Annotated in this window: 8 protein-coding genes and 1 pseudogene; 4 read left to right on the top strand and 5 right to left on the bottom strand. The window is 72.1% G+C overall.

Annotated elements, in window-relative coordinates:
- Nucleotides 1-66: 66 nt before the first annotated feature.
- Nucleotides 67-1299, bottom strand: a complete 1233-nt coding sequence (locus OG900_01555) for a hypothetical protein (GenBank protein ID WUH88941.1) — start codon at nucleotides 1297-1299, stop codon at nucleotides 67-69.
- 619 nt (nucleotides 1300-1918) lie between these two features.
- Here OG900_01555 and OG900_01550 point away from each other — a divergent pair.
- Nucleotides 1919-2296 (top strand): transposase, encoded by a 378-nt coding sequence (locus OG900_01550; GenBank protein ID WUH88940.1) that lies wholly within the window; start codon nucleotides 1919-1921, stop codon nucleotides 2294-2296.
- Nucleotides 2297-2785: 489 nt separating this feature from the next.
- On the opposite strand, the gene OG900_01545 is transcribed toward OG900_01550, so the two are convergent.
- Nucleotides 2786-5158, bottom strand: a complete 2373-nt coding sequence (locus OG900_01545; GenBank protein WUH88939.1) for an NB-ARC domain-containing protein — start codon at nucleotides 5156-5158, stop codon at nucleotides 2786-2788.
- Between the two features lie 225 nt (nucleotides 5159-5383).
- Here OG900_01545 and OG900_01540 point away from each other — a divergent pair, with 225 nt between their 5' ends.
- The 3 genes and pseudogenes from OG900_01540 (at nucleotide 5384) to OG900_01530 (ending at nucleotide 10334) form a co-directional block, all read left to right on the top strand.
- Complete coding sequence (locus tag OG900_01540; GenBank protein WUH88938.1) at nucleotides 5384-6475, top strand: acetylserotonin O-methyltransferase; 1092 nt, start codon at nucleotides 5384-5386, stop codon at nucleotides 6473-6475.
- A gap of 231 nt (nucleotides 6476-6706) precedes the next feature.
- The gene (locus OG900_01535) at nucleotides 6707-10081 is read left to right on the top strand and encodes a pyruvate carboxylase (GenBank protein ID WUH88937.1); all 3375 of its coding nucleotides are present in this window, start codon (nucleotides 6707-6709) and stop codon (nucleotides 10079-10081) included.
- Nucleotides 10082-10175: 94 nt separating this feature from the next.
- A pseudogene (locus OG900_01530) lies at nucleotides 10176-10334 on the top strand (aldo/keto reductase).
- 16 nt (nucleotides 10335-10350) lie between these two features.
- Here the strand turns inward: OG900_01530 and OG900_01525 are convergent.
- From OG900_01525 to OG900_01515, 3 genes are read right to left on the bottom strand one after another with little or no spacing between them, the layout of a single operon-like run.
- Nucleotides 10351-11199 (bottom strand): DUF1684 domain-containing protein, encoded by an 849-nt coding sequence (locus OG900_01525; GenBank protein ID WUH88936.1) that lies wholly within the window; start codon nucleotides 11197-11199, stop codon nucleotides 10351-10353.
- On the bottom strand, nucleotides 11196-11813 hold the full coding sequence (locus tag OG900_01520) for a flavin reductase family protein (protein WUH88935.1): 618 nt from the start codon (nucleotides 11811-11813) through the stop codon (nucleotides 11196-11198). The genes OG900_01525 and OG900_01520 overlap by 4 nt, the downstream gene beginning before the upstream one ends.
- Complete coding sequence (locus OG900_01515; GenBank protein ID WUH88934.1) at nucleotides 11810-12955, bottom strand: LLM class flavin-dependent oxidoreductase; 1146 nt, start codon at nucleotides 12953-12955, stop codon at nucleotides 11810-11812. Before OG900_01515 ends, OG900_01520 begins: the two co-directional genes overlap by 4 nt.
- Nucleotides 12956-12969 lie beyond the last annotated feature (14 nt).

Raw genomic sequence — 12969 nt, 5'->3', positions numbered from 1 at the left:
CCGGTGCCGTCGGTCGTGGGTTGCGTGGTGCCGGAGCGCGCGCGGCGCCCCCGCGGACCGGGCCGGTCAGGCCGCGGTCTGCGCCGGCGGCGAGGCGGGGGCCGCCGTCCTGGTCCTGCGCCGCCAGCTGCGGGCGGCCAGGTAGCCGGCGAGGAACAGCTCGCCGAAGTTGAGGATCAGGAAGACGATCACATCGGCGACATTCGCCAGGGACAGGTTCGAGTCGAGCTTGTGCACGGCCATCCGGGTCACCTTGACGCCGGTCGGGATGACGGCGGTCAGCAGCGTCGTGGTCAGGAAGACGTAGCCGGCGACCAGTAGCCAGGAGTACCAGCGGGCGACGTCGCGGTCGCGGTCGGTCCAGCCGGACTCGTCGACCGCCCGCTCGGGCATGCGCAGCAGCCGCACGACGCGGTTGCGCAACTGCTGGCGGGCCACCGTCTGCAGGTCGTTGCAGCCCAGCACGGTGATGGCCAGGTAGTACAGGTCGGTGCGCAAGAAGAAGTAGAACTGCCAGGCCAGCCGCAGGACGACGGCGAACGCCATCGACAGCAGCAGGCGGTAGACGACCCCGGTGGCGCCCGTGCCGCCGTGCAGTGCGGCCGCGCCGAGGGTCAGGCCGCAGATGACCAGGACGTCCAGCAGCATGCCGGCCAGCATCGGCAGGTAGCGCTTGCGGCGGGGCACGGCCACCAGGCCGTCCAGCGCGGTCACGAAGACGATGTAGTAGAAGCGCCGGCCGATCGACAGGGTCGAGCGCAGACCGAGCCGGCGGCCCGCGAGGGCGTGGAAGGCCTCGTGCGCGAGGATCCAGGGCACCTGGCCGAGCACGATGCCCAAGGTGAGCACCACCAGCGAGGTATGGGTGAAGAACAGGTGGTGGTAGCGCGGCAGCAGCTCGGGGGTGCGGATCACGGCGGCCGCGGTCGCCGCGACCAGCAGGCCGTAGACGACCCAGGCCGCGGGGGAGAACAGCGCGCGTCCCAGGCGCTGCCAGCGCACCGGTCCTGCCGCCTGCGCCGTCTGCTCGCCGTCCTTGACGAGTAATTCCAGTTCTTCGAGGACTTCGAGGAATTCGGCGACATCGACCTGCTCGCCGTATTGCCTGGTGTACCAGCGGGCGGCGGCGTTCGGCGAGTCGCCGGCCTCCAGGCGGCGCAGCAGCGCGGCGCCGTCGACCGGGAAGAGCCCGTAGGAGTCGATGTCCGCGCGCCCGACGGTGACCTCGTCCCCCTCCTCCAGATAGGTCAGAGGGTGCAGTCGCACCGGCTGGTCGAGGTCCGGGGAAACCGTTGCCATGTCTGCCTCACTGCTACGGGTCGCGGGCTGCTATGGGTCTGCGGTCGCGCTGTGCGGATCGGGACGGGTCGGACGGTTGACGGCCCGGGCCGCCGGCCGTGAGGCGGGCGGCCCGGGCCGGCGGCTCAGCTGGCGCCGCAGCAGTAGGCCGAGGCGGCAGCCGAGGTCAGACGAACCGTGCCGGCCTTGCGGACGGTGATCTTCTTCATGGCGGACTCCTTCTCTCATGGCGGTGCAACTTCGCCGTCCGATAATTCGGAGGCGCCCCGATTTCTCGGGTGACTCGGAAAGAAAAGGGAATGCATCGGCCACTCGGTGGTTCGCTCACCCGTCCTATCCGGAAACAGTGTCTTGAACCTGTCCCCGGCTCCGTCAGATTTGCATAGAACACAGAAGCGTGTCAACGGGTCCCAGGGGAGGCGTCGGAGCACATCCCCTCATGATCAAAAAACATTGGGGAAAGCCGCATTGTGCGTTCCGTGATGAGGGAGGACCGATGGACGGCGGCGCGATCCCGGTGCCATAGTCGGCGTTGGGTCCCGGAATGGACGGGAGTCTTCGACGGGGAAGGTGTCTCACGTGGCTGTGTTCAATGGGAACAATGTTTTAACGGTGTCGCATGGGATTTGATCTGGCTCAGAGATTGGTGACGGACGACTTATGGCAACTGGTCGAGCCGCTCCTCCCGGCTTTCGGGTTCCGCCGCCAGGGCGGAGGTACCGCCCCGGTGGACGGGCGCAAGGTGTTCACCGCCGTCGTCTACGTTCTGATGTCGGAGTGTCCGTGGCGGCAGCTGCCGCCACGCTTCGATGTCTCGCCCGCCACCGCACACCGCCGCTTCATCGCCTGGACCAGGGCGGATCTGTGGCGGTCGATGCAGGATCGCGCCGAGGACCAGCCGTCGTCCTTCCGCGAGCAGCGCTGGGTCGCCGCGATAGTGGTCGCGGCACGCGCGCGGGCCGTGTCGGGAGTCACCACGCGAGACGCACCGGTATAAGCCGAATACCCGGATTGGGGCAAGGCCGCCTCCGTGTCGCGCCGGCCCTCGCGCGTGCCCGTGGCGGCCGCCCGCACCGCAGCCGCCGATCACCGACAGTGACCGGATGACCGCGTGGAACGGCGGATCTTGTACGGGCCGCGGGCCGGTAGCACGCGGAGCCCCGAAGCCCGTAAGTCCCGATAAGGGGGTCCCGCGACGGCGGGAGATCCCCGGGCCGGACCGCCTGTTCTCCAAGATCGCCGCGGGTGGGATCCCCGCGACGATCGTCCGCGAGACGCCGACCGCGCCCGCCACCTCGCCCGGCTCCTGCTCACCCGCCCTGGGCGTTCATCCCGAATGCGCGGTGCGCTCGTGCGAGGGAGGTGCTCGTTGCCTGCGCGATCCCTACCTGGTCAGGGAAGCGGACCGGGTCGCACACGCCGGCATCCCAGGTCGGACAGCCTGCCGCCCGGCCGGGCTACTGTCCCCGGCGTACAGCCGCGTTCCTCACGTCCTCACGACCGAGAAGCACAGTATCCCCGACAGTGTCGGGCTCGCGGGCACGGCGCCCGACTGCAGGCGCCCTTCGTCGGACAGCAGGTCGTCCAGCCGCTCGGCCTCGGGCAGGCGCCACTGGGCCCGGTAGGATTCGGCCGCCAGGCGCCAGGCGTCGCGGGCCGCGGTCGCCCGGCCGAGGTGGGCGTGTGCGTAACCCAGTTGTTCGAGGACGTCGGCTTCGAAGTAGACGTTGCGGCGCTTGCGGTGGATCCGCACCGCGTGCTCGAAGTGCTCCAGGGCGGATGCCGGGTCCCCGGTCCGCTGGGCGATGTAGCCGAGGTTGACCGAGGCCTCCGCCTCGGCGTCGGTCTGGTCGTGGGCGCGCGCCAGGGCGAAGGCGGCCTCCGCGTGGGCACGGGCTTCCCCGTGGGCGCCCACTCCGGTGGCGGAGCGGGCCGCGGCGTTGAGTGACAGGGCGATCCAGACCGGGTCGCCCATCGTTCTGAAGAGGGCCAGCGCCTGGAGGGCGTGGGCCAGGGACTGGTGGCCGTCGTCGGCGTAGTGCCAGGCGACGGCGAGGTGGAAGTGCGCTTCGGCCCGGCCGAAGACGTCGCCGGCCGCCTCGGCCAGCATCTTGGCGCGCAGGAGGTGTGGAAGCCCCTCGGCGTGGCGGCCGACGCGGACGCAGGCGCCGCCGAAACCGCAGTGCACCATGTACTCGGCCTCGGGCCGGCCGGTCAGGTGGGGCAGGGCGGCCAGCGCGTCGCGCCAGGAGGCCAGGTCGTCCCGCATCCGGCCGCGGCGTATGCGGTACGTCATCAGCGCCCACGCCATCTTCCAGACCACCTCGTGGCAGCCTCGCGCGACGGCTTCCTGGCGTACCGTCATGAGGTTCGCGTACTCGGTGTCGAGCCAGGCAAGCGCCTGCGCGATGCCCGCGAAGAGGAGCGGGTCGACCTCGGCGACGGGGTCGGGCAGCGCGATCGCGGCACGCTGCGGGTACAGCTGCCGCTCGGCACGAAAGAGGGAGTGCAGGTAGAACTCGGCCAGGCGGGTGCGAGCGGCCACCACGTACGGACCCTGGGACACCCGGCCCTGCTCGGCGGCGTACAGGCGCACCAGGTCGTGCATGCGATAGCGCCCGGGAGCCGGCTGGGTCACCAGATGCGCGTCGTCGAGCTCCCGGAGCAGAGCGCCGGCCGTCTGGAGCGGCTGCCCGGCCAGGGCGGCGGCCGCCTCCGCGCTGACCTCCGGATACGGCACCGACCCCAGCAGCGCGAACAGCGTCGCGGTCGGCCCGGAGAGTGCCCGGTAGGAGCACTCCAGCGCCGCCCGCAGGCCCACCAGTGACCCCTCGACCTCCAGCGCGTCCAGCCGCGCACTCTCGTCCCGCAGCTCGGCTGCCAGGTCCGCCAACGGGAAACCGTCACGGGCGCCCCACCGCGCCGCCGCTATCGTCAGCGCCAGCGGCAGCCCTCCGCAGCGGTCGAGGATCTCCTCGGCGGCCTCGGGCTCCGCGGCCACCCGCTGGGATCCGAGGCGATGGCTGAGCAGCTTCCTCGCATCCGCGGAGGGCAGCGCGTCGAGCCGGATGCGGCGCGCGCCGTGCGTCGTGGCCAGTCCGTCGAGCCGCCGCCTGCTCGTGACGAGGACGGGGATCAGGCCGCTGCCGGGGAGCAGCGGAGCGACCTGCCGGGTGTCGGCCGCGTCGTCGAGCACCACCAGCATCCGGCGGCCGGCCACCAGGCTGCGGTAGAGGGCCGCCTGGGCGTCGGGATCGGGCGGGATCGTCTCCTGCGACATCCCCAGGGCCTGCAAGAACCCCTGCAGCGCGGTGGCCGGGCCCACGGGAGGTCCGCCGGGATCGAACCCCCGGAGGTTGACGTAGAGCTGGCCGTCGGGGAAGGAGGCGGCGTGGCGCCGCGCCCACTCAAGGACCAGGCTCGTCTTGCCCATCCCGCCGCCGCCGCACACGGTGGTGATCACGGCTGAGTCCTCGTCGCGATTCGTCGACAGCTGCGAGGAGATCCGCTCCAGCTCCTCCTCGCGGCCGGTGAAGTGCCGCGTGCCGGCGGGAAGCTGACGTGGCGTGGGAAGGCCGAGCGGACCCCTCGGCCTCGGTGTCAGGAACGGAGCCGGCGTCCGCCTGGCGGCCCCGTGTCGTGTAGTGGACACCTTGCGCCACTGGTCGCGCCATGCCGCGGAGTCCCCGCCGCAGGCCTCCACGTAGGCCAGGGCGACATCCAGGGTCGGCAGGGCGCTGCCGCCGGCGGCGCGGGCCAGGGTGGCGGCGGAGTAGTGTGCCGCACGCGCCATCGTCCGGTACGACGGCCCGCCGGCCGACTGCCGCAGGTCACGTAACTGCGCCGCGAATTCGGCCACCGGCCCTGCGGCGGGGTCAACAGATCTCTCCGGGCGTCCCACTGGCCTCCCCCAGACCACTAGTCCGGCTTTGTCTCGTCTCCCGCGACAATTCTGCCTGACAAATCGGCGCGCGGACATGCTGGGACGGGATCCCGCCACATGAGGTGTCACGGACACCGTCGGCCCGCGTCGGCGCGTGGCGCCGCAGAGTCGCGGTGGGGCTACTTACCGTAGGGGGTTGTGATGTCGAAGAGCCAGAAAATGCCGCCGCCCCGGCTGGTGCGGACCGTCGAAAGACTGCGGGAGCGCGTCTACCGTCTGCACCAGCGGATGATGCCCGCCTCGGTGACCATGCTGGAGATGATCACGGCCGGGATGGTCAGCCAGGCGATCCAGGCCGCCGCCAGCCTGGGCATCGCCGACGTGCTGGCCGGGGGCCCCCGCACCGCGGAGGAGATCGCCCAGCAGGTCGGCGCGGACCCGGACGGGGTCAACAGGCTGCTGCGGGCCCTGGCCGGCTACGGCGTCTTCCGCGCCGACCGGTCCGGACGCTACGCGCTGACCCCGCTCGCCGGCACGCTGCGCTCGGACGCCGAGATGCCGATGCGCTCCATCGCGATGTTCACCAACGCGCCGGAGCAGCGCGAGCACTGGTCCTATCTGCTCGAATCCGTGCGCACCGGCGAGCCGATCATGGAGAAGGTCCGGGGCGTCGACGTATGGACGTTCTTCGAGAACAACGAGGACCTGGCGGAGGTCTTCAACGACGCGATGACCGACTTCTCGAACTTCACCCTGGCGCCGATCACGGCCGCCTACGACTTCAACCGGTTCGCCAACATCGTCGACGTCGGCGGCGGCCGGGGCGCCATGCTCGCCGCGATCCTGGCCAGGACGCCGCACGCCTCGGGCGTCGTGTTCGACCTGTCGACGGCGGTGTCGGGCGCCGAGGACATGCTGCGGGCGACCGGGATCGCAGGCCGCTGCACGGTCAGATCCGGGTCGTTCCTGGAGACGGTGCCCGGGGGCGGGGACTGCTATCTGCTGAAGAACGTCATCCACAACTGGCCCGACGAGGAAGTGGTCGTGATCCTGCGCAACGTGCGCGAGGCGATCGGCCCCGGAGGGCGCGTGCTGGTCATCGAGCTGATCATCCCGGAGGGCAACGGCTCCCACCCCGGCAAGCTCGCGGACCTCGACATGATGCTGCTCGTCGGCGGGCGGGAGCGCACCGAGGCGGACACCAGAACCCTCCTCGACAAGGCCGGCTTCCACCTGGACCGCGTGATCCAGACCGCGTCACCGCTGTCCATCCTGGAGGCGACGCCGGTCTAGTGCCGCCGGCAGGCAGCGGCCTGCAGGCCCGTCAGGGCCCCAACAACGTGCCACGGCGTCGGTCGAATCACATCGGGGGCCTGCGCCGTGGCGCTCCCCAACGGTCCTGTCACCCGTATGGGGGCACGCCGTGCCCTTTCGCTTGGCACGCGGTGCCACTAGTGTTTCGGGTGGCCGCCAGGTGCCGCTGAGCGCCCGCCGACGGCCCGACCGAAGAAGCGGGGGACAGTGATGCTCCGGAAGATCCTCGTTGCCAACCGCGGTGAGATCGCGATTCGGGCCTTCCGCGCCGGCTACGAGCTGGGTGCGAAGACCGTCGCGGTCTTCCCGCACGAGGACCGCAATTCGCTCCACCGGCTGAAGGCCGACGAGGCGTACGAGATCGGCGAACCCGGTCATCCGGTGCGGGCCTACCTCTCCGTCGAGGAGATCGTCCGCGCGGCGCGGAAGGCGGGCGCGGACGCGGTCTACCCCGGGTACGGCTTCCTGTCCGAGAATCCCGAACTGGCCCGTGCGTGCGAGGAGGCGGGCATCACCTTCGTCGGCCCGAGCGCCGAGATCCTGGAACTGACGGGGAACAAGGCGCGCGCGGTGGCCGCGGCCCGGGCGGCCGGGGTCCCCGCGCTCGCCTCCTCGCAGCCCTCGACCGACGTGGACGAGCTGGTCAGCGCGGCGGCGGAGCTCGGCTTCCCGGTGTTCGTCAAGGCCGTGGCCGGCGGTGGAGGGCGCGGCATGCGGCGGGTCGAGGAGGCCGCGGCGCTGCGCGAGTCCATCGAGGCGGCATCCCGCGAGGCCGCCTCCGCCTTCGGCGACCCGACCGTCTTCCTGGAGAAGGCCGTGGTCGACCCGCGGCACATCGAGGTGCAGATCCTCGCGGACGGCGAGGGCAACGTCATCCATCTGTTCGAGCGCGACTGCTCGGTGCAGCGCAGGCACCAGAAGGTCATCGAGATGGCGCCCGCGCCCAACCTGGACCCGGAGCTGCGCGAGCGGATCTGCCGCGACGCGGTGAAATTCGCCCGGGAGATCGGATACCGCAACGCGGGCACGGTGGAATTCCTGCTCGACCCGGCAGGGAAGCACGTGTTCATCGAGATGAACCCGCGTATCCAGGTCGAGCACACGGTGACCGAGGAGGTCACCGACGTCGACCTCGTCCAGGCACAGTTGAGGATCGCCGCCGGACAGACGCTGGCCGATCTCGGCCTGTCACAGGAGACCGTGTATCTGCGCGGCGCCGCACTGCAGTGCCGGATCACCACCGAGGACCCGGCCAACGGCTTCCGCCCCGACACCGGCCGCATCAGCGCCTACCGCTCGCCGGGGGGCTCGGGCATCCGCCTCGACGGCGGTACGACCCACGCGGGCACGGAGATCAGCGCGCACTTCGACTCCATGCTGGTCAAGCTGACCTGCCGGGGGCGCGACTTCACCACGGCGATCGGCCGCGCCCGGCGCGCGGTGGCGGAGTTCCGCATTCGCGGCGTGGCCACGAACATCCCGTTCCTGCAGGCCGTGCTCGACGATCCGGACTTCCGCGACGGCCGGGTCACCACCGCGTTCATCGAGCAGCGGCCGCACCTGCTGACCGCACGGCACTCCGCCGACCGCGGCACGAAACTGCTCACCTACCTCGCCGACGTCACGGTGAACAAGCCGCACGGCGAACGCCCCCCGCTGATCGAGCCCATGACGAAGCTTCCGGCGCTCCCCTCCGCCGAGCCGCCCGCCGGCTCCCGGCAGCGGCTCGCCGACCTCGGCCCGGAGGGCTTCGCGCGGTGGCTGCGCGACTCGCCGACGATCGGGGTGACCGACACCACCTTCCGCGACGCGCACCAGTCGCTGCTGGCCACCCGCGTACGGACCAAGGACCTGCTCGCGGTGGCCCCTGCGGTGGCGCGGACGCTGCCGCAACTGCTGTCCCTGGAGTGCTGGGGCGGTGCCACCTACGACGTCGCGCTGCGGTTCCTGGCCGAGGACCCCTGGGAGCGGCTGGCCCGGCTGCGGGAGGCCGTACCGAACATCTGCCTGCAGATGCTGCTGCGCGGCCGCAACACCGTGGGCTACACGCCGTATCCGACCGAGGTGACCGACGCCTTCGTCCAGGAGGCCACGGACACCGGTATCGACGTCTTCCGGATCTTCGACGCCCTCAACGACGTCGACCAGATGCGGCCCGCCATCGACGCCGTACGCCGCACCGGCACCGCGATCGCCGAGGTCGCGCTGTGCTACACCTCCGACCTGTCCGACCCGTCGGAGAAGCTGTACACCCTCGACTACTACCTGAAGCTCGCCGAGAAGATCGTGGCCGCGGGGGCCCACGTCCTGGCGGTCAAGGACATGGCGGGACTGCTGCGCGCCCCGGCGGCGGCGAAGCTCGTGACGGCGCTGCGCCGGGAGTTCGACCTTCCCGTGCACATCCACACCCACGACACCGCCGGCGGCCAGCTCGCCACCTACCTGGCGGCGGTCGGCGCGGGCGCCGACGCGGTGGACGGGGCCGTGGCCTCCATGGCGGGCACCACCAGCCAGCCGTCGCTGTCGGCGATCGTGGCCGCCACCGACCACTCCGACCGGCCCACCGGCCTCGACCTGAAGGCCGTCGGCGACCTGGAGCCCTACTGGGAGCTGGTGCGCAAGGTCTACGCACCCTTCGAGGCGGGGCTGGCCTCGCCCACCGGGCGCGTCTACCACCACGAGATCCCCGGCGGGCAGCTGTCCAACCTCCGCACCCAGGCCGTCGCCCTCGGCCTCGGCGACCGCTTCGAGGAGATCGAGGCGATGTACGCCGCCGCCGACCGCATCCTCGGCCACCTGGTGAAGGTCACCCCTTCCTCGAAGGTGGTCGGCGACCTCGCACTCCACCTGGTCGGCGCCGGCGTCTCACCGGCCGACTTCGAGGCCGAGCCGCAGCGGTTCGACATCCCGGACTCGGTCATCGGCTTCCTGCGCGGCGAGTTGGGCACCCCGCCCGGCGGCTGGCCCGAGCCCTTCCGCAGCAGGGCCCTCCAGGGCCGCCCCGCCGCCGAGCCGCCCGCCGGACTGTCCGAGCAGGATCGCGAAGACCTGGACAAGGACCGCAGGGCGACGCTGAACCGGCTGCTCTTCCCCGGGCCGGCAAAGGACTTCGCCACCCACCGCCACACCTTCGGCGACACCAGCGTGCTGGACAGCAGGGACTTCTTCTACGGGCTGCGTCCCGGCGTGGAATACGCCGTCGACCTCGAACCCGGTGTCCGGCTCCTCATCGAGCTCGAAGCCATCGGCGAGGCCGACGAACGCGGCATGCGGATGGTCATGTCCACCCTGAACGGCCAGCTGCGCCCGATCCAGGTGCGCGACACCACGGTCGCCTCCGACATCCCCGCGACCGAGAAGGCCGAGAAGGCCAACCCGGGCCATGTGGCAGCGCCTTTCGCGGGCGTCGTCACGCTGGCCGTCCAGGAGGGGGACGCGGTCGCGGCCGGCGCCACCGTCGCCACCATCGAGGCGATGAAGATGGAGGCGACCATCACCTCCCCGAGGGCGGGCACGGTCTCCCGCCTCGCCATCGGCCGGATCCAGCAGGTCGAAGGCGGCGACCTGCTCGTCGAGCTGACGTAGGGCGCGTGGTCCGCCCGGTGTACCGGGGCCTTGGGACGACGCTCCACACGTCCCCGGTCAGCGCGGCTGCCGCCGCCTCGTGGTCGCGGGCGGCAACGACACTCCGCTGGAGGAGGCCCTCCGGGCCCTGCACGACGTCGTGACGTCCGGCAAGGCCCGCTACCTCGGCGCCCCCTCGATGCCCGCCTGGCAGTTCGCCAAGGCCCTCCACCTCCAGGAGCGCGACGGCTGGACCCGGTTCGCCACCATGCAGACCGGCACGGACAGGGCTACGCGGCGGGCACCGACCGGGGTGTCGTGCCCGCGGGGGTCGTCGGCGTCCGCTCGCCCGCCTCGACCGCCAGCGGCAGCCGGTTCTCGGCCGGCGGCAGCGGGCAGGTCGCCAGGTCGGTGTACGCGCAGGGCAGGTTCGTGGCCCGGTTGAAGTCGATGAGGACGGTGCCGTCGGCCTCCGGCGGGGCGATGGACAGCGAGCGGTTGGCGGCGTAGGTGGTCACCCCGGAGGTGGCGTCGGTGAACAGCACCATCAGGCCGCCCGGGGTGTAGCCGTCGAAGGCGGTCAGCCGGTAAGGGGCGCCGCCGGCCTCGAACTCGACCGTCCCGATGGCGTCGTAGACGTGCTCCAGCCCCTCGACGACCGCGCCCACCGTCGTCGGCCGGGGCGTGTCGAAGGGCACGTAGCGGCCGGTGAGCGCCCAGTCCGGATCGGGCGCGTAGGCGGGCGTGCCGGGGAAGGCCAGCCGCAGCGCGTTCTCCGGGTGCCGGGGGCGCACGATGTCGTGTCCGCCGCGCTTGCCGACCTCGATCACCGCGTCGCCCGCGACCGGCAGCAGGCTCGCGCGCTCCTCGATCACCCCGAAGTCGTGCCGCCCGCGCAGCACACGGCCCTCATACGCCAGCTCCTCGCCGTCGGACAGCTCGACGACCACGCCTTCGGCGGTGCTCGACCAGGCGCCGGGCGCGTCGGCGAAGCGGGTGGGGGTGGCGTCCAGCCAGTTCAGGCTGGTGATGGCGAGGAAGCCGTGCGGCCCTGCCAGCGCCTCGTCCTTCCGGGCGTGCCACTCCTCCCATTCCGCGGCGAAGGCGACGCGGTCGGTGCGGTCGGTCTCGACGGTCATGAGGACTCCTCGGTTCCTGTGGTGCGCGGGGCGGCCGGTACGGGGCGCTCCGCGGTGTCGGGGCGGTGTGCGGCCAGCCGCCGGAAGCGGCTGCCGTGGAAGACCAGCGGGGCGATGTCGTGGTCGGCGTCCATGGCGCGGATGCGCAGCAGGACGATGTCGTGGTCGCCGGCCCTGATCTGCTGCTCGATGCTGGTCTCGAACCAGGCCCCCGCACCGTCGAGCAGCACCGCGCCGCCGTCGGTGGCGTGCCAGCCGAGGCCGGCGAACCGGTCGGCGGCGCGAGAGGCGAGCTGTGCGCAGGCGCCCTCCTGGTCCGCGCCCAGCACACTGATACCGAGCCTGCCACGGTCGGCGAGCAGCGGCCAGGTCGTCGAGGTGTGGGCCACGCAGACCGTCACCAGCGGCGGGTCGAGCGAGACCGCGGTGAAGGAGTTGGCGGCAAGGCCCACCGGGACACCGTCCACCAGGGCGGCGATCGCGGTCACCCCGGTGGGGAAGGCGCTGAAGACCCGCCGCAGCCGGTCCGGGGACAGCGCCTGCCCGGCGCCGCCGTCCCCCGCGGCGGACCGCTCGTCCTGCACGGGATCCTTCGCCGGCACGGTCGTCGTCATCGCTGCTTCCACTCCTCGGCCAGCAGCTCGTAGGAGCGCACCCGGTCGGCGTGGTCGTGGGTGATGGTGGTGACCACCAGCTCGTCGGCGCCGGTGGCGTCGCGCAGCGTCTCCAGCTGGTCGGCGACCTGCCGCGGTGAACCCACGAACTGCGTCTCGACGCGGTCGGCGACCAGCTCGCGCTGCTCCCGGCTCCACTGGTGGGCGCGGGCCTCGTCGGGCGTGGGGAAGGGGATGGCGCCCGCCGCGCTGCGGATGCTGTGCACCCACAGGCCGTAGCCGGTGGCCAGCTCCCGTGCGGTCGCCTCGTCCTCGGCCACGACGACGTCCGCGGAGACGCCGACATAGGGCTGCTCCAGTTCCGCCGACGGTCGGAACGCGGCCCGGTAGCCCTCGGCCGCCTCCAGGACGGTGGCCGGGCTGACGTGGTAATTCGCCGCGAACCGCAGGCCGCGCCGGCCCGCGGTCTGGGCACTGACTCCCGCGCTGCTGCCCAGGATCCACACCTGGAGGTCGGCGCCCTCGCCGGGTATGACGTGCGCCTCGACCCCGTCCGCGGTCGCGTAGGTGCCCGCGAGCAGCGCCAGGATGTCGTCGACCTGCTCGTCGTACGGCTGCGACTCGGCGCCGGGCAGGGTGAGCAGTTTCTTCTGCAGCGCGAAGCGCGGCGAGGCGAGCACCTTCTCGAACGAGAACCGGGCGGGGATCCGCAGGCCGTTCGGGGTGCGGCCGTCCACGACCGGTGTGGTCGCCTGCGGCGCCCCCGCCCCGACCGGCACGGGCACCGACGACGCGGGCGCGGGCCTGCCCGACCGCCCGAGGCCCAGGTCGAAACGGCCCGGGTGCAGGGCGTCGAGCAGCCCGAACTCCTCGACCGTGGACAGCGCGGTGCGGTGCCCGAGCTGTACGGCGCCGGCTCCGAGCCGGATCGTGCTGGTGGCGGCCGCGGTCAGGGCGAGGACGACCGCGGGGGAGGTGCCGGCCACCCCGGGGTTGAGGTGGTGCTCGGCGAACCAGTAGCGGGAGTAGCCGAGCCGTTCCGCGTGCCGGGCGAGGTCGACGCTGTCGAGCAGCGCCTGGGTGGCGGTGGAGCCGGAGGAGACCGGTACGAGGTCGAGAACGGCGAGCGGGGTGGGTGGCACGGCGGCGCTCCTTG

Origin of the sequence: Streptomyces sp. NBC_00433 (assembly GCA_036015235.1) — a bacterium.
GTDB lineage: Bacteria > Actinomycetota > Actinomycetes > Streptomycetales > Streptomycetaceae > Actinacidiphila.
The sequence above is the reverse complement of the archived record's forward strand: the minus strand, read 5'-3'. Positions and strand labels throughout refer to the sequence as shown.